This is a genomic window from Hymenobacter glaciei (assembly GCF_039539585.1).
Taxonomy (GTDB): domain Bacteria; phylum Bacteroidota; class Bacteroidia; order Cytophagales; family Hymenobacteraceae; genus Hymenobacter; species Hymenobacter glaciei.
In genome coordinates this window covers 57,121-72,732 of record NZ_BAABDK010000016.1, presented here as the reverse complement: position 1 = coordinate 72,732, position 15,612 = coordinate 57,121, and the positions used below count along the sequence as shown (strand labels likewise).

13 protein-coding genes are annotated in these 15,612 nt (G+C 59.2%); 6 read left to right on the top strand and 7 right to left on the bottom strand.

The features are described from left to right. Positions 1–66: 66 nt before the first annotated feature. Genes ABD837_RS09265 through ABD837_RS09255 form a run of 3 tightly spaced genes read right to left on the bottom strand, consistent with a single transcriptional unit; the run spans position 67 to position 2,607 of the window. Entirely contained in the window at positions 67–936 is an 870-nt protein-coding gene (locus ABD837_RS09265; RefSeq protein ID WP_345053256.1) for an SDR family oxidoreductase, read from the bottom strand. Continuing rightward, positions 929–1,921: an NAD-dependent epimerase/dehydratase family protein gene (locus tag ABD837_RS09260; RefSeq protein ID WP_345053254.1), complete on the bottom strand. Its 993-nt coding sequence runs from the start codon at positions 1,919–1,921 to the stop codon at positions 929–931. The genes ABD837_RS09265 and ABD837_RS09260 overlap by 8 nt, the downstream gene beginning before the upstream one ends. Further along, entirely contained in the window at positions 1,921–2,607 is a 687-nt protein-coding gene (locus tag ABD837_RS09255; RefSeq protein ID WP_345053252.1) for a TIGR04283 family arsenosugar biosynthesis glycosyltransferase, read from the bottom strand. The genes ABD837_RS09260 and ABD837_RS09255 overlap by 1 nt, the downstream gene beginning before the upstream one ends. A gap of 145 nt (positions 2,608–2,752) precedes the next feature. Here ABD837_RS09255 and ABD837_RS09250 point away from each other — a divergent pair, with 145 nt between their 5' ends. Next, on the top strand, positions 2,753–3,376 hold the full coding sequence (locus tag ABD837_RS09250; protein ID WP_345053248.1) for a DUF6134 family protein: 624 nt from the start codon (positions 2,753–2,755) through the stop codon (positions 3,374–3,376). 136 nt (positions 3,377–3,512) lie between these two features. Here the strand turns inward: ABD837_RS09250 and ABD837_RS09245 are convergent, their stop codons facing one another. Further along, a complete protein-coding gene (locus ABD837_RS09245; RefSeq protein ID WP_345053245.1) occupies positions 3,513–4,976 on the bottom strand; it encodes a M48 family metalloprotease in 1,464 nt (487 codons plus the stop codon). 218 nt (positions 4,977–5,194) lie between these two features. Between ABD837_RS09245 and ABD837_RS09240 the strand changes: the two genes are divergently transcribed. Beyond that, the gene (locus ABD837_RS09240) at positions 5,195–5,986 is read left to right on the top strand and encodes a hypothetical protein (RefSeq protein WP_345053242.1); all 792 of its coding nucleotides are present in this window, start codon (positions 5,195–5,197) and stop codon (positions 5,984–5,986) included. A 104-nt stretch (positions 5,987–6,090) separates the two neighbouring features. Here ABD837_RS09240 and ABD837_RS09235 read toward each other — a convergent pair whose 3' ends face one another. Then, positions 6,091–7,557, bottom strand: coding sequence for a M48 family metalloprotease (locus tag ABD837_RS09235; protein ID WP_345053239.1), 1,467 nt, complete (start codon positions 7,555–7,557; stop codon positions 6,091–6,093). Positions 7,558–7,668: 111 nt separating this feature from the next. Further along, positions 7,669–9,003, bottom strand: a complete 1,335-nt coding sequence (locus ABD837_RS09230) for a type IX secretion system plug protein (protein ID WP_345053236.1) — start codon at positions 9,001–9,003, stop codon at positions 7,669–7,671. Between the two features lie 277 nt (positions 9,004–9,280). Between ABD837_RS09230 and ABD837_RS09225 the strand changes: the two genes are divergently transcribed. The 4 genes from ABD837_RS09225 (at position 9,281) to ABD837_RS09210 (ending at position 13,318) form a co-directional block, all read left to right on the top strand. Next, positions 9,281–10,372: a hypothetical protein gene (locus tag ABD837_RS09225; protein WP_345053233.1), complete on the top strand. Its 1,092-nt coding sequence runs from the start codon at positions 9,281–9,283 to the stop codon at positions 10,370–10,372. Then, complete coding sequence (locus ABD837_RS09220) at positions 10,338–10,445, top strand: hypothetical protein (RefSeq protein WP_345053230.1); 108 nt, start codon at positions 10,338–10,340, stop codon at positions 10,443–10,445. Before ABD837_RS09225 ends, ABD837_RS09220 begins: the two co-directional genes overlap by 35 nt. A 286-nt stretch (positions 10,446–10,731) precedes the next feature. After that, a complete protein-coding gene (locus ABD837_RS09215) occupies positions 10,732–11,085 on the top strand; it encodes a nuclear transport factor 2 family protein (RefSeq protein ID WP_345053227.1) in 354 nt (117 codons plus the stop codon). Between the two features lie 604 nt (positions 11,086–11,689). Next, entirely contained in the window at positions 11,690–13,318 is a 1,629-nt protein-coding gene (locus tag ABD837_RS09210; protein WP_345053225.1) for an eCIS core domain-containing protein, read from the top strand. 258 nt (positions 13,319–13,576) lie between these two features. Here the strand turns inward: ABD837_RS09210 and ABD837_RS09205 are convergent, their stop codons facing one another. Beyond that, the gene (locus tag ABD837_RS09205) at positions 13,577–15,481 is read right to left on the bottom strand and encodes an ABC-F family ATP-binding cassette domain-containing protein (protein ID WP_345053223.1); all 1,905 of its coding nucleotides are present in this window, start codon (positions 15,479–15,481) and stop codon (positions 13,577–13,579) included. Positions 15,482–15,612: the final 131 nt, after the last annotated feature.

Here is a 15,612-nt window from a genome sequence, read left to right as displayed (position 1 = left end):
AAGGCCCGTAGCAGATTGCTGCGGGCCTTTTTAGTATCGTTGATTTTTGCCAAAGGCCTCACCCCTCTATTCGTAAAACTTCCGCATTCGCTTTATCGTCGTCAGCACAATCCAGTCACCGAGCTTGGGCAGGGTATTGTGAATGAGAACGATAATGCGGCCCAGGAATGAGATGACCGTGCGCCGCTTCCGCTTCCGGATGTGGCGCACGATGATGGCCGCCACTTCGGCCTGCGACTTCTGCCAGCGGGGCGGGCGGTGCGCAATGGGCACCGGCTGGCCGGCCGCGTCGAGCACGCGCTTCTCGGGGTCGTTCTGGGTGAAGCCGATGTGCACCACGCCGAAGTGCATGCCCGTTTCGGCCAGCTCCAGGCGCAGGGTGTGGGCCAGGTTGGAAATGGCCGCTTTGCCGGCGCAGTAGGCCGAGCCGCTCGGCATGCCATTCAAAGCCGAGATGGAGGAGATAAAGGTGACGCTGCCCCGGCTGGCGACCAAGTGGGGCAGCGCGGCCATGAGCGGGTACACCGAGCCGTACACGTTGCTGTCGAGCACCCGGCGAAACACCTCGGGCTGCATGTCGGCGAAGTACGCGCGCTGCGAGATACTCGCGTTGGTTACCAGGATGTCGAGCCGCCCAAAGCTGCTGACGGCCGTGGCCACGAGGCGTTCGCAGTCAGCATAGTCGGTGATGTCGGCCACGCAGGTGGCTACTCGGTGGCCCGCCGCGGCCAGGGTGTGGCGGGTATGTTCGAGGCGTTCGGGCTGGCGGCCATTGAGCACCACGGCGGCCCCGGATTCGCACAACGTGCGGGCCGTTTCGCGCCCGATACCCGACTCAGAGCCCGTGACAATAGCTACCCGACCGGCAAAGACGCCAGCTCCGGCCGGGCGTAAGGGCAACCCGGCTACCGGTGCAGCCTTCGGCAACTCAGACATAATTATTGGCTTGAAACCAGGCCATGGCCTCCGCGGCGGCCTGGTCGATGGAAGTTTGCGGCAGGGAAAGCTCGGTTCGGGCTTTCTGGGCCGAGAAGTAGTGGCCGTCGTTGGCCACCGCAGCCATGGCCGCGTTCAATTGCGCCGGCCGGCCCGTAAGGCGGGTTTTTACGTCGCACAGCTTACCGTACACCATAGCCAGACTGGCCGGAATGGGCCAGCGCGGCGGGGGCACGTCCAGCATCCGGGCCAGGCGGGTAAAGGCTTCTTGGTAGCTCAGGTTTTCGTTGCCAAGGAGGTAGGATTCGCCCACGCGGCCCATGCTCAGGGCGTTGACAGTGGCAGTGGCCACGTCGTGCACATGCACGTAGTTTTTGCCGCCGGGCGGGTAGCCAGGCAGGCGACGCCGGTACAGCTCCAGCAGCAAGGCATTAGAGGTGGGCTTGGCGTCGTTGGGGCCGAGCATGAAGGTGGGATGCACCAGCACGGCGGGCAAATGCTGCTGGCTGGCGGCGCGCAGTACCAGGTCGGTGGCCGCGCGCTTGCTGTCCATGTAGTCGAGGCCGTAGCGGCGGCCGGCGTAGGGCCGGGTTTCGTCGCCGGGTTGGTCTTTGGTGCCAAAGCCAAATACGTTGGCCGTGCCTATGTACACCAGCCGCCCCACGGCGGCGCGGTGGGCTTCTTGCAGCACCCTTTCGGTGCCAACGACGTTGGTCGCCCACAGGGCCGGGTCGCGGGCCGGGTTCACGCTCGCTCGCGCGGCCGCGTGGATGATGGCCGCGCAGCCCTCAGCCGCGCCGGCAACTTGAGCCGCTTCCGTAATATCGGCAAAATGGTAGCTGATATCAGTATCGGCCGCATCGAAAGGGGCTGGCGTGCCGGGCCGCAGCAGCGCGCGCACGGGCTGGCCCCGACGGCGCAACTCGGCCACTAGGTGCCGCCCCAAGAAGCCGTTGGCCCCGGTCACGAGTACGGGCGCGGGCATCAATACGTGTTGAGCATGGCCTTGTAAGTGCGCGCGATTTTTACGGGCGAGGCCTTCAGGAAGAACAGCGAAAAGGCCGTGAGGTTGGCCAGCTGCACCCGCAGCCAGGAGTTGGTTTCGTACTTGCGGGCCGACACCGTGACGGCGTGCGGAGCAATGAAAAACCGCGCCACCCGCCGGATGCGCTGAATAATTTCGAAGTCCTCCATTATCACAAACTGCTCGTTGAAGCCGCCCAACCGCTCAAACAGCGCCCGCGTGATAAACAGTGTCTGGTCGCCGCCCCGACTCATAATGCCTTTAAAGCGCGTGCCGTAGCTATTGATGCGCAGCAGCGGATGCTGAGAATCGAACCGGAAACGGTAGCAGCCAGCCGCGTAGCCATCGGCCACGGCCTGCGTGATGGTGGCCACGAAATCGGGGTGCAGGCTCACATCGGCGTGCACGAAGTAGAGGAGCTCGCCGGTGGCGTTGGCAGTGCCGTGGTTCATTTGAGCGGCCCGGCCCGGCTTGGGGGCCAGCAGCACGGTTGCGCCCGCCTGGCGGGCAGCCTCGGCAGTGCCATCGGGGCTGTGGGCATCCACTACCAGCACCTGGGCCTGGGGGGCGTAGCTGCGCAGTTCGGTCACGAGCCGGCCAATGTTGCGGGCTTCGTTGTAAGTCGGAATAATTACGCTGAGGGTCATTTGAGGAAAGTCGGGAACGCAAATTCCGCATTTTTTGGGAACCCGCCTCACCTACGTAAGCCAGTGGGCAACCGGACGCGCGGAAACAGCATTTCCCGCCGACCTTTGCCCGTGCGGCTGCAAGGTAGCGCCCGCCTGCCGCCATATGAAGCACTTGATTGGTTTGTTTGCCGCCGCGCTACTGGGCCCCGCCGCCGCACGTGCGCAACCCGCCCGGCCCCCCGCGCCCGAAACACGCCGCTACGCCATCGAGGTGGCCGGCCTGCGCGTGGGCACCATGACGGCTACCCGCCAGCCCCAGCCCGGTACCACCGACGTGGTGTATACCTGCACCAGCGACGTAAAAGTCACCATTCTCTTTTACCACCTCAAGGTGTATTACCAAGTGGTGAACCGCGTGCGGGCTGGCCAGCTCCTGCTTTCTACCGTGGAAGCCCATACCAACCAGGGCGATTTCAGCTCGCGCACCGAGTGGAAAGGCGACCATTACGACATTCGGGCCGACCAGTACAAATACCACCGCTTAGCCACCGAAAAAGCACCTATCACCTACACTGTTACCGACATGTTTTTCGGCGAGCCAATGGGCCGTTCCCGTGCCTATGCCGAATATTTTGGCGATTTTTTCAGCGTAGCCAAAACGGCCGCCGGTACCTATGGCGCCCGCCGCGACGGCCGCGAGGATGAGTACCAGTACGCCAACGGCCAGCTCGTGACGCTTATCAAGAAGAACCCCATAAAGAACTTCATTATCCGCTACGTGCCATAGGAAACGCCCCTGGCAGGTGCATGCTTTGGTATCTTGAGGCTAAGCGCAGCTGGGGCAGGAACGGGTAGCCGGCTGCAAAACAAACGGCCCGCTGCCTGGAAAGCAGCGGGCCGTTTGTTTTGCGTAAGCTTCGAGCCTACTTGCCCACCACCTTATACAGCATGCCTTTCGGCAGCTTATCAGTGGTTTGCATGCCGTTGAGAATCGCCATCTCCTGGTAGCGCTTCGAGGAGATTCCGGCCGAAGCCAGGGCCGAGGCCAGCGTTTGGGTGCCGGTCGCGGTGCGGATGCGCACATGCTCGGGCTGGCGGTTTAGCTTGTTGGGGTCGGTGAGGCGGCCAAAACCCTGGGCCACTTGCTGAAATTGCGGGGCGTAGGTGGCGAACGAGGTCGGGGCAGCCAGGCCCACAAAAGCCCACACACTATTTCCATCCTGAATAAGCTGGGCCAGCACGTGGGGCGGGGCGCTCTGCTGGTCCTGGGCCTGCTGGTCGCCTTCAAACACCAGCGCCGGGAAACCGTTGATGGTCGTTTTCTGGGCCTGGGCATTGGTTACGCCAATTGCTTTGGCCAGGCCTTGGGCGGCCTCGTCGAGCGAGCTGCCCGATGCGCCCAGGAACACCAGCAGGGCCTTGCCATTGGGCTCGGCCATCTGAAATTTGTCGGGCGAGTTCTGCGACTTCCAGCCCGAGGGAATCGGGAAGCGGAACTTAAGGTCGGGGTGGTAAAACACGCTGCTCTCCACAAAGCCCTGGCGCGGGTCTTCTCCATAAGTTAGGCCCTCAATCTGGCGCAAATAGGTGTCGCGGTTCACCATGTAGCTGCTGCGGCCGCCGCTCTGCTTTGCTTGCGACGCCAGGCCTTTCACGCGGGTGTAGCGGTCGGCCGAGTTGGGGTGCGTGCTGAGGAAGGTGGGAATGCTGGCGCCGCGCTGCTCTTCGGTGCGTTGCAGCGTCTGGAAGAAATCGGCCATGTAGCTGGCATCGTAGCCAATTTTGGTCGAGTACTTCACGCCCAGGCCGTCGGCCTCGTTCTCGTCGTTGCGGCCGTATTTGAGCATACCGAGGCCTACTACTTGCTGCGCCACGCCGCCCACCGACTGCATCACGCGCGGAGCCAGCACCGACCCGAGTATCATGCCAATGCCGGCGATGGTGCTGCGCGTCTGCTGTTTTTTGCCGTGCTGGGCCGTGATGTGGCCCAGCTCGTGGCCCAGCACACCCGAGAACTGGGCCTCATTATTAAAATAGGCCATGATGCCGCGCGTGAAGTACACGTGGCCGTCGGGCGTGGCAAAGGCGTTGATGACGGGCGAGTCGACCACGGTGAAGCCGTAGTCGCCGGGGCGGTCCGAAACGGCGGCCATGGCTTTGCCGCGGGCCGTGATGAGGCTTTGCAGCTTGGCGTTGTTGTAAAGGCCAAACTGGGCAATCACGGCCGGGTCGGGCTTGGCACCTTGCAGCGGGCGGGCGGCGGGGGCCGCTGGCGCGGGGGCAGCCCGGTGGGCGGTCCAGTCGGTAACGCTCGATGAGCCGGCCAGCGGGGCCAGCAGGCAAACAACGGCGCCGGCGCGCAGGCCGCGGAGAAGAGGAGTATTCATGAGAACAAATAAAGCGGACAAGGCCGGTGAAGGGCAGTGAATGGGCTAGCAACGGAAGCAGAGCCGTAGCGGTTGCGCTGGCCCTGCCAGAGGCTACTTCCGGGGGCTAATACCATTTTCCTGCCAATGTGAAATAGGTTTGCCCGATATTCACCCAAACCGCACCGCCGGACGGCTAGCATTGCCGTCCCGCTCACCCATAATTTTCTCTTTTTTCGATGACCATTTCCCGTTGCTGGCCCGCCTTGCTGCCCACTACCATGCTGCTGCTGGCGTGCAGCCGCCAACCCATGGCCAGCCAGGCGGCCCGGTTCGCGGCCACTCCGCCCACCACCGACGGCCAGCCCACCGACTGGACCGATTCGCTGCGCTACGACCCCACCAGCAAACTCCAATACCAGGTGCTGAACGACAGCCGCACCGTGTATGTGCGCCTGAAAGTGGCCGACCAAGCCACCCAGGCCCGGGTGTTGCGCCGGGGCCTTACCGTGTGGCTCGATACCACGGGCCGCAGCCAGCACCAGTTTGGGGTGCGCTACCCGCTGGGCGGCGTGCCACCCGGCGCCCAAACGGCCCCCGACCCGAATGCCACGCTGGCCGAACGCCGGTCGCGCCGCACGCTCGCCCTGGCCGAAATGCGCGAAATGGAGCTACTGAATTACAAAGGCAGCAAGGAGGCTACCCTCACCGACGCACAGTCGCCGCTGGGCGTGAAAGTTGCCCTCGGCTTTAATGCCCAGGACGACCTGATTTATGAGCTGGCCGTGCCGCTGCGGCTGCTCTATCGCCGCCTGCCAGCCCTGAACCCTGGCCCGGTAGCGGTAGTGGGCGTGCTGGTAGCCGGCAACACGCCCGGTGGGGGCGGCGTGGCCAGCCCCGACGGCAGCGTAGTAGGCAGCCAGAATACTGTGGGGATGCGCGGTAGTTACGGTGGCGGCTATGGCGGCCGCGGTAGCTATGGCTCAAGCGGTATCGAGTTGATAACCAGTGTACAGCTTAGTGTGAAGTAGCCATTGCATGAAAAGCCTAGCGGAACTGGCCATGCTGAGTACCACCGCACCAGCCGGCTTTTTCATTTTTTTACGAACACCAAAGCCGTTGAGGTTCGGGCCGGCTATCGGCTCACCACTTTAATCAGCGAGCCGGCATTCACCTGCCCGTTCAGCGGCATGCCATTGAGAATGGCCAACTCTTCGAGGCGGTTTTCGGGGGTGCCATTGGTTAGCAGGGCTTGGCGCAGGTTGCTGCGCAGCTTCAGCTTCTGGATGTGAATGCGCTCAGGCTTCCGGTTCAGCTTGTCAGGGTCGGTGAGGCGCGCGAAGCCCTGGGCCACGCTGGCAAACTGCGGCGCGAAAGCCGGAAAATCGGCTGGTGCGGCTACCCCCATAAAAGCGTAAAGTGACTTGCCATCCTGAATGATGTGGCCCAGCACCCGAACGCCAGCTACCTGCTGCCCGGTTTGGGGGTCTTGCTGCACTTGGTCGGCGGTGAAAACCAGGGCCGGGAAGCCGTTGATGGTGGTGCGCTGCGACTCGGCGGGTTGCAGGTTTAGCTGCTTGGCCACGGCCTGGGCTGCTTCCTCGGGGGTAGTGCCGGGGGCAGGCAGCAGCACCAGCAGGCCCTTACCGGTGGGGTCGGCCATCTGGAACTGCGAGGGCGAATTCTGCGACTTCCAGCCCGTCGGAATCGGAAAGCGAAACTTTAGCTCGGGGTGGTAAAACACGTTGTTTTCGACAAACCCCTGCTTGGGGTCCTCGCCGTACACGAGGCCGTCGATGAGGCGCAGGTACTGGTCGCGGTTCACAGCCAGCTTGGGGTTGCCGTGCTGCTGCTTCCATTGGTCGGCCAGCTGGTGCACGGTGGCGAAGCGGTCGGCCGGGTTGGGGTGGGTGCTCAGGAAATCGGGAATGGCCTCGCCGCCCTTGGCCGCCTGCTCGCGCGAAAGTGTTTGGAAGAAATCGGCCATCTGGCTGGCATCGTAGCCAATCTGCGACGAATACTCCACGCCCAAGCCATCGGACTGGCTTTCGTCGTCGCGCCCGAATTTCAGAAACAACAGTTGCAGGCCCTGCGAGGCCTGCTGGCCAAACTGCGCCAGCCGCGGCGAGGCAATCATGGCCCCCATAAGGCCCACCTGCCCGATAATGGAATTGGTTTGCTGCTTGGCCGAGTGACGAGCCGTGATGTGCCCGATTTCGTGTCCCAGCACGCCCGCAAACTGCGCCTCATTGTTGAAATGGGCCATTATGCCGCGCGTGAAGTACACGTAGCCGCCCGGAACGGCAAAAGCGTTTATCACCGGCGAATCGACTACTCGGAACTGGTAGGTGAGCTCGGGCCGGTGCGAGATGGCACCCATCTTCTTGCCCTTCTCGTTGATAAAATCCTGGATTTTCTTGTCCGGATACAGGCCCATCTGCGCAATCACGGCCGGGTCTGATTGGGCTCCCATGGCCAATTCCTGGCCCTCCGATACCAGCATTACCTCCTTCTTGCCGGTCACTGGGTTCACGGCGCAGCCCGCCAGTATGCTCAGCACTACGGCCAGGGCGCCGCTTAATTGAAGAAGTGGTTTTTTCATGCGTACCTCCCGGCCGGGGCTGTAGCAGTGGGCCGGGGTTGGCCAACCGTTGCCGGCCGGCGGCGGGATACCCCGGCAAACGCAGGCCGGCGCGCCGGGTTGTGGTAGCGCTTACTGCCGCGAATTCATATCGACGGCCTGGTAGCCAATAAGCAGGTCGGCCCGGGTGCCGGGCGGGCGGTAGTACACCAGCAGGTCGTACTGGTTTTCGGTTTCGTAGTGCGTGCCTTCGAAGTAGGTTTCGTTGGGCGCGGTACCACTGGCGCCGGCCACGGCAAAATCGTAGTTGTAGTAGCCCTGCTTCAGCAGTGCGTGGCCGGTATAGAGCTGCTTGGCTTCGTCGTAGCGCAGCCGGAACTCGTCCTTCAACTGCCAGTCGGTAAGGGCCCCGAACACGTACACCGGGCCGGGCGCGGGCTGTGCCGCCTTCAGTTGGAACGTCACGTCGGCGTAGTCAGCATTAGTCGCGCCGTTGCCGTATTCGCGGCTCTCGAATACGCGTTGGCCGTTGGCATCGACGTACTGGTTGTAGGCGGTGCCGTTGCGCGACACTTCCGGCTGCAGCAGCACGGTGCTCACGGGGGCGGCGCGCGGGTCGACGTGCAGCACGCCAATGCCCACGCTTAGCAGCGAGCGGGTATCGAAAAAGCGGTACTCGCTGAGGCCGGGGAAAGCGTTTTCAAAGTTGAAGTACTGGTAGTCGAGGCGGCGCTCGGCATCGCGCACAAAGGTGGGGCGCAGGCCGTAGCGGGCATTGTCCCAGCGGAAGTTCTGGCGCAGCACGGTTTTCACTTCCACAACCGGGTTCACCAGCTCCACGTTGCCGTAGCTCACGGCGAAGTCGAGCTGCTGCAGCGTGAACCGCTCCTGCCCGCCAATCACGATGCCGGGCTTCAAGCTCACGTTCACGCGGCTTTCGTACACCAGCAGCCGGCGCGACAGCAGCGGCACGCCGGCCGGCGTTTGCACCACCCACAGGTAGTTGCCGCTCAGGCGCACGTTGGGGGCGCGCAGGCGGTAGTGGAAGTAGGGCGCTTTGGTGCCGGTACCCACCCGGTAGTCGGTGACCGTAAACTCGTTTATCTCGGTCAGAAACTGCATATCGGTCAGCAAGGAGGGCTGCCAGTCCACGTCGCAGTGAATGAGCTTGGCGGTGTAGCGCTGGCTCTGGTCGCCGAGCACGTCGAAATCCAGGGTAATGGCCGACGACTGCCCCAGCGGCACCACCGCCGGCTGAAATACCTCGTTGGGCTGGCCCGTGGCCATGTAGCACTGTACACTGCGCACGTCAGGCGAGTAGGTGTAGTCCTGGTAGCGCAAGGTTTTGTCGGCGTAGTATTCGGGCGGGCGCTGGGTGCCGGGCGCGGCCGGCGCGGTGCTGGTAATGGGCGTGCCCAGCGGCACACAGGCGGAAGCGAAAAGCAGAAGCGGAAGCAGATGGCGCATAGACGAAAGTAAGACCGTGGCGGCGAGCTGCCGCGTCCGCCAGCCGCCAAGGCCGGGTTCATGGTGCTGAAGAATGACTTGCCTGAAATTCGATTTGCTTTACAGCTCTAGTGTGAGGCTGCCGGGCTGTTGCCCAGGCCCACCCGCTGCTTTCGCTTAGGAACAGGAACTCCTGATGAGACTGCGCAGCGGGGACTTGCTGATAAGGCAGCGCTGCAAAAAGAATGTAGTTTAAGTTTGCGTCTATCCCCAACCAGTCATTCAACCCCAAAACGCTATGAAGACGCTCATTGCTGTAACCCTGGCCGCGGTCTATGGACTGGTAACGCGCCTGATGTTTGGGTTCCTGGATAATACGACTGAAATAATGAGCGTAACCTTCCTGTTTGTGGTTCCGCTGGTTATCGGGTTTCTGACCGTGCTGCTGATACCCACTGAGAAGACCACCAGCGGAACCGCCGCTTTCTTCAAGCCCTGGCTTACTAGTTTGGTGCTACTCTTTATTACCCTGTTATTCAACATAGAAGGCCTTACTTGCTGGATTATGCTATTCCCTCTATTCGCTACCCTGGCGGGTATTGGGGGCCTTATAGCTTACCATTACAAAAAGTCCCGCACGCTCGAGGCAGTGGGCTCTGCTACGATGGCTTGGCAAAAGCCCAACACGTTGAATGTGTCTCTGGTGTTTATCCTGCCAATTGCGCTGGGCTCCCTAGAAGGCGGGCGGGCCTGGACGCCCCAGGAAATCACCATTCGGGAGCAGCTTACCATCGAAGCGCCGGTGGCAAGCGTGTGGCAGGTGCTGGCGGGAAAACGCGTCGTTAGCCATCAACTAAAGCGGCCATTATCCTCTTCGCTACTGGGCTTTCCACGGCACATAGCAACAGCTCTGGATACGCTTGCCGTTGGCGGGACGCGCGTTTCTTACTATGATTCTTACTATGAAAAAGGCTTGCACTTTCAGGAAAAGGTAGTCCGGCTCGAAAAAGAGCGTTTGTTGACTTTCAGCGTCAAAACCGACCCAGGCCAATTCCCCCCAACCATCATGGATGAGCATATTTTGATTGGTGGCAAGCACCTGGATATACTCGACGATACCTACCAGTTTCAGGCGCTTGCCGACGGGACCACCCGCGTAACATTGTCCAGTCGATTTTATATCAATACCCCCTTCAACTGGTACGCCAGGATTTGGGCAAACTACCTGATGTCCGACATCCTTCAGGGGGAGCTGTATTCCGTGCGAGAACGCGCAATGGGCGCTAAGCTCCCCATTGCTTTTTCGGATTTCGACTCCGGAAGCAAGTCTGCTGAAAAGCGGCACCGACGTTCGCATGATTCAGGACCTGCTGGGGCACGCCAGCATTAAAACCACCGAAATCTATACGCATGTAGCCCAACGTACCCGCCCTGCGTCTCCCCTCGATGACCTGGACCTGTAAAGCAGCAAGTAGCGTAATCCCACCCAATCAGGCGCGGATTACGCTATATTGTAGCTCATCATTGGCCGATTGCCGCAACTTGCAGTGCTGAATAGCAGCAAGCTAAATGTTGACAGCATGCGACGTAAGACTTTAAAAAGCAAATATGGGAATTCTAAAGACTGCTGTTGTTTGTATGACCTTGGTATGTGCTACTACTGCTTGCTCTACTTTGCGAAAGAGCAGTAGTGAAGTAACAAAACCATATGTGCCGGCATCGAGAGACTTATATGACACTATTGCACATATGGACAGCGTGCTGTTTGACGCATTCAACAACCGGAATCTTGAAAAACAAAAAACGATATTTGCAACCGACCTTGAGTTTTATCATGACAATGGAGGGTTAACAAACTACAATCAGGTAATTGAAAATACCCGTCGGCTTTTTGACCAAAATAATGGGCTAAGGAGAACCCTTATACCCGGAAGTCTTCAAGTATATCCTATCAAAGACTATGGAGCTATTGAAACAGGTATGCATCAATTTTGTCACCCGGAAAACGGAAGGGATGATTGCGGAACATTTAAATTCGTTCATATCTGGCAGAAGAGAGTTGATGGGTGGAAGCTAACAAGAGTAATTAGCTATGAACATTAAGCTTATTGGAATTTGGGTATGATTAGAAACATGTCAGCAGCCAACGGTGCACTGGCAATATGGCGACGAATAAACCATCACCTGTAAATTGATAATCAGATTTTGTTCCAGCGTGACCGGATTCTATTGAGCTAAAAGCATTCAATTAACACTTGCACATTTATTTCTGCATTGGTCAGGGCTAAACGAATGGTGAATGCCGCCGCACCGCCAATGTTTTAACGTTAGCGCAATAACAAAAGCCTTTCCCAAAGCAATTGCTTCGGGAGAGGCTTTTGTTTTAAAGGAAACGCACCGGCTACACTTCGGCCAGCATTTGCCACCGGTCGTTCAGCTGCGCCGTGTTTTCATAGATTTTGGGGTCGGCGAGCTGCTTTTCGTAGCGGCCATTTCCGGTATCAGTCCGGCGATTTGGGTATTGTGAGCCAGCTTCGGCGTGGTTGCGTGCCCAGTCGTTTCCCGCTGCCGCACTCCGTAATTCTTCGTAGCTGGTTTTTATAATTCAGCTATTTCTCCGTAAAGTCAATAGTCGTTACCTTACCTGCTGATTCCTCCACCTGTCAGTTGACCAGGCACGCCCTTCCCCTGCTAAAGCTACCACATCATGTCTGCCCCCGCCGCCAAAGCCGAACAACCCAAAGCCCCGGCCCCGGCCCTGGCCGACCGTTCCGCCGCGCTCCAAAGTAGCGCCCGCGCCACCACCTCGTTTGCCGATAACCGCCCGGCCGCCGCCGCCCACCGCCAGCAGCAGGCCTTGATAAGCGCATCGCCCCGCATGCAGCATGCCGCCGCCAGCCAGGCCCTTATTGCGCAGAGCCCCCGGCAGCAGGCCGCGCAATTACAGGCGGTGGCAGCGCCCGCGCAACGCCCAGAAACTCCCGCCCCGGTGAGGGAGAATAAAACCGGTTTGCCCGATAAGTTGAAAGCGGGAGTGGAAAACCTGTCCGGCTATTCGCTCGATGACGTGCAGGTGCATTACAACTCCGCGAAGCCGGCGCAGCTCCAAGCTCATGCCTACGCCCAAGGCACGGATATTCACGTCGCGCCGGGCCAGGAGCAGCACCTGCCGCACGAGGCGTGGCACGTGGTGCAGCAGAAACAGGGCCGGGTGCGACCGACGCGGCAACTGAAGGGCAAGGTGGCGGTGAATGATGACGCGGGGTTGGAAAAAGAGGCGGATGTGATGGGAGAGCGGGCGTTGGTGCAACGCCAGATGCGGCCCGCCTTGGGCGCCGCTGGTCGGACGTCCGCCGGTATTTATCAATTTGCGGGAGAATACGAAGGCCGCATGGCTCGGCATGACACCTATAAAGACAGTTATGAATTCGGCGACCGAAAAACTGACTTTACCTACCACCACGTCATCCCCGAGAATAAAATTCATCAGGTGCTCAAAAAAATAAAGTCCGTGGTCGACTCTGAGGACAAGGTGAAAAATCTGAAGGAAGAAATTGGCACACACGCCAAAAGTCAATTCGTAAAGGCGCTGGTGACGGACACCGCGTTTTATATTTCCAAGGAAATAGATGATTTCAAAACGGACCCGGTAATTACGCTGTCAGAAAGCGAAGCCGAAGAAGTTATTCGTGCGGAACATGGCGACAGGATTCTGGTAATAAACGGCATCAGGAATATTTTGAAAAGCAAACTAAGCCGCCTCGAAACATCGGTTGATGATGAGGTGCTGAAACAGCGGATGAATTTGGGCGAAAAGCTCCTGGAGAAAGGATTTGAGGAAAAGATTGCCAAGTATGCGATTTCAGGAATCGGAGCCGAGGACAACTTCACTGAGGGAGCCGTGTGGATGCCGGGTAATATCCATCGGGGGCCAAAGGGCTCGTTCAGACTCGACCCCAAAAACGCGAAACAATTTCTGGATTGGCAAGACGATGGCGGCGACAAATTTGAGAAAGCGGCAGCCAATATTGTATCGGTTGAGCATTTTGGAAAATTATGGAAGCTCAACGCAGAAATGAATAAATTAATTGACATGCCCGTGCCCGATGCAGCGGATGAAGCGGAGGTTGCTGTATTTCGGGCGCAGGTGGTGGAGGTGCTTGAGCTTATGGATGCAATCAGGAAATTGCCCACCACAAAATTTGACGAATCTCAATGGCAAGCACATAAAGAGAAAAGTGGAAAAGGTATTAAAACCGACTTTATGCGGCTTAAGAAACACGTGCCGGAGGAAGATGGGGAAAAGAGGCTGGAAGAAGCAGCAAAACTGACCTAATTGTCTGTCCAGCTGTCCGTACTCAAGGCAGCGGTTTACAGCAAGAGGGCGAACCTGGCAGTTTGAGACTCGCAGCGCCTGAAGGTCTGACGGTGACTAGTTCAATTGTTGCGGAGCTTGGCGCGCGATTGACGAAGCTGCCGGGGCGCGTAGGGAAACCAGCCTACCCGCGGTGAACGAAAAAGCGGGCCGCCGCCCACTCCGCAGAACAAGGCAGCGGCCCGCTTTCGCGCAAGGGCCGGCGGGCGACGGGACCGGCTACATCAGCTCTTCCCAGCGCTTGGTTTGGGCGGCCAACTCTTTTTTCACCGCCTCAAATTTCAAGGTCGTGTCCTTCAATTGCGAAGCGTTGGTGTAAATGGCGGCGTCGGCGAGCTGCGCTTCGTACACGGCCAGTTCTTTTTCCAGCTCCGTGATGCGTACTTCTACTTCGGCCAGCTCCTTGGCGGCTTTTTTAGCGTCGTGGCTGCTGGGGATGTTGTGCGCCGCGGCTTTGGGCGTTTCTTCCTTGGGCTGGGGCTTGGGAGCCGAGGGGCTGGGAAGACCGGCTTTTTTGGCAGCCTTTTCGCGGTCCTCCATCCAGGTTTCGTATTCGTTGTAGGTGCCGGGGTACTCCTTCAGCTGGAAATCCTCGATGTACCAGATTTTGGTAGCCACGTTCTCCACGAAAAACCGGTCGTGACTGATGACGATAAACGTGCCCTGGTATTGCTCCAGCGCCTGAATCAGGATGTTTACCGACACCATATCCAGGTGGTTGGTCGGTTCGTCGAGCAGCAGGAAGTTAGCTTCCGAAATCAGGGTTTTGGCCAGGGCCACGCGGCTTTTCTCGCCGCCCGAGAGGACTTTAATTTTCTTGAAAACCTCCTCGCCCGTGAACAGGAACGAGCCCAGCACCGAGCGCAATTCCATGTCGTTGCGCTTCGAGCCGGCCTCGCTCATCTCCTGCAAAATCTCATTGTCCAGCGTCAGCGACTCCAGTTGGTGCTGGGCGTAAAACGACATAATCACGTTGTGGCCCAGCTGGTGCTTGCCGTTGGTAGGCGCTTCGGTGCCGGCCACCAGGCGCATCAAGGTCGACTTTCCTTTGCCGTTGGCCCCGATGAGCGCGATTTTGTCGCCCCGCTCGATGTGCACGTTGGTGTCGCGGAAAATCAGCTTCTGGTCGTACTTTTTGGTCACGTGCTCCATGCGCAGGATGTGGCGGCCGGGCTCAACCTTGAAGGTGAACTTCATGTTGATTTTGGCAGCGTCGCCGGCCACGTCATCAATGCGTTCGAGCTTGTCGAGGGCTTTCACGCGGCTCTGGGCCTGCTTGGCCTTGCTGGCCTTGGCCTTGAAGCGCTCGATGAACCGCTCGGCCTGGCGAATCTGGGCCTGCTGGTTCTCGAAAGCGCCTTTCTGGATGAGGTTACGCTCTACTTTCTCTTCGAGGTAATAGCTGTAGTTACCGGCGTAGTGCACCAGCTTGCCGCCGATTACCTCAACGGTGGTGTTGGTGGTGCGGTCGAGGAAGGCCCGGTCGTGGCTCACAATGATAACCGCACCCTCGTAGTCGGCCAGGTAGTTCTCAATCCACTTAATTGACGGCAAGTCCAGGTGGTTGGTGGGTTCGTCGAGGAGCAGGAGGGACGGCTGCTGCAACAGGATTTTGGCCAGCATCACGCGCATGCGCCAACCGCCCGAAAAGCTTTTCAGTGGCTTGGTCAGCTCCTCGGTCGAGAAGCCCAGGCCTTCGAGAATTTCCTCGGCGCGGGCCTGCATGGTGTAGCCGCCCAGCGCCTCAAACCGCTCCTGCATGGTGGCCAGCTTGTCAATCAAATCATCCGAATAATCGGTTTCGAACAACACCAGAATATCATCGATTTTCTTCTGCAGCTCCAGCGCTTCCTCAAATGCCTGCATGGCCACGTGCAGAATGCTCTCGTGCGTGTCGTAGCTCAGCAGGTCCTGGTTCAGGAAGCCTAGGCTCACTTCCTTGCTCATCGAAATGGAGCCACCGTCGGCCTTGTATTCGCCCACCAACAAGCGCAGCAGCGTCGATTTGCCGGTGCCGTTCAGGCCAATAAGGCCGATTTTGTCCTTGGGCTTGATGTGCAGGCTGGCGTTGTCGTACAGGGCACGTGAGCCGAAGTGGAAGTCGAGGTCGGAAATGCTAATCATCGGGTTGCGGGGTATTGGGGGGCAAAGGTACGGCGCATGGGCTGGGCTTGGTAGCGGGACCCCGGCGGGGGAGCACCTTTAAAAAAACAAAATAGCCCGCCACTAGTATAACCCATGTTCCTACACGAATG

What these genes read in the sequence shown, in the direction of transcription:
- ABD837_RS09265 (WP_345053256.1), bottom strand. Translation starts at nt 936, where the DNA reads ATGTCTGAGTTGCCGAAGGCTGCACCGGTAGCCGGGTTGCCCTTACGC.
- ABD837_RS09260 (WP_345053254.1), bottom strand. Translation starts at nt 1,921, where the DNA reads ATGCCCGCGCCCGTACTCGTGACCGGGGCCAACGGCTTCTTGGGGCGG.
- ABD837_RS09255 (WP_345053252.1), bottom strand. Translation starts at nt 2,607, where the DNA reads ATGACCCTCAGCGTAATTATTCCGACTTACAACGAAGCCCGCAACATT.
- ABD837_RS09250 (WP_345053248.1), top strand. Translation starts at nt 2,753, where the DNA reads ATGAAGCACTTGATTGGTTTGTTTGCCGCCGCGCTACTGGGCCCCGCC.
- ABD837_RS09245 (WP_345053245.1), bottom strand. Translation starts at nt 4,976, where the DNA reads ATGAATACTCCTCTTCTCCGCGGCCTGCGCGCCGGCGCCGTTGTTTGC.
- ABD837_RS09240 (WP_345053242.1), top strand. Translation starts at nt 5,195, where the DNA reads ATGACCATTTCCCGTTGCTGGCCCGCCTTGCTGCCCACTACCATGCTG.
- ABD837_RS09235 (WP_345053239.1), bottom strand. Translation starts at nt 7,557, where the DNA reads ATGAAAAAACCACTTCTTCAATTAAGCGGCGCCCTGGCCGTAGTGCTG.
- ABD837_RS09230 (WP_345053236.1), bottom strand. Translation starts at nt 9,003, where the DNA reads ATGCGCCATCTGCTTCCGCTTCTGCTTTTCGCTTCCGCCTGTGTGCCG.
- ABD837_RS09225 (WP_345053233.1), top strand. Translation starts at nt 9,281, where the DNA reads ATGAAGACGCTCATTGCTGTAACCCTGGCCGCGGTCTATGGACTGGTA.
- ABD837_RS09220 (WP_345053230.1), top strand. Translation starts at nt 10,338, where the DNA reads ATGATTCAGGACCTGCTGGGGCACGCCAGCATTAAAACCACCGAAATC.
- ABD837_RS09215 (WP_345053227.1), top strand. Translation starts at nt 10,732, where the DNA reads ATGGACAGCGTGCTGTTTGACGCATTCAACAACCGGAATCTTGAAAAA.
- ABD837_RS09210 (WP_345053225.1), top strand. Translation starts at nt 11,690, where the DNA reads ATGTCTGCCCCCGCCGCCAAAGCCGAACAACCCAAAGCCCCGGCCCCG.
- ABD837_RS09205 (WP_345053223.1), bottom strand. Translation starts at nt 15,481, where the DNA reads ATGATTAGCATTTCCGACCTCGACTTCCACTTCGGCTCACGTGCCCTG.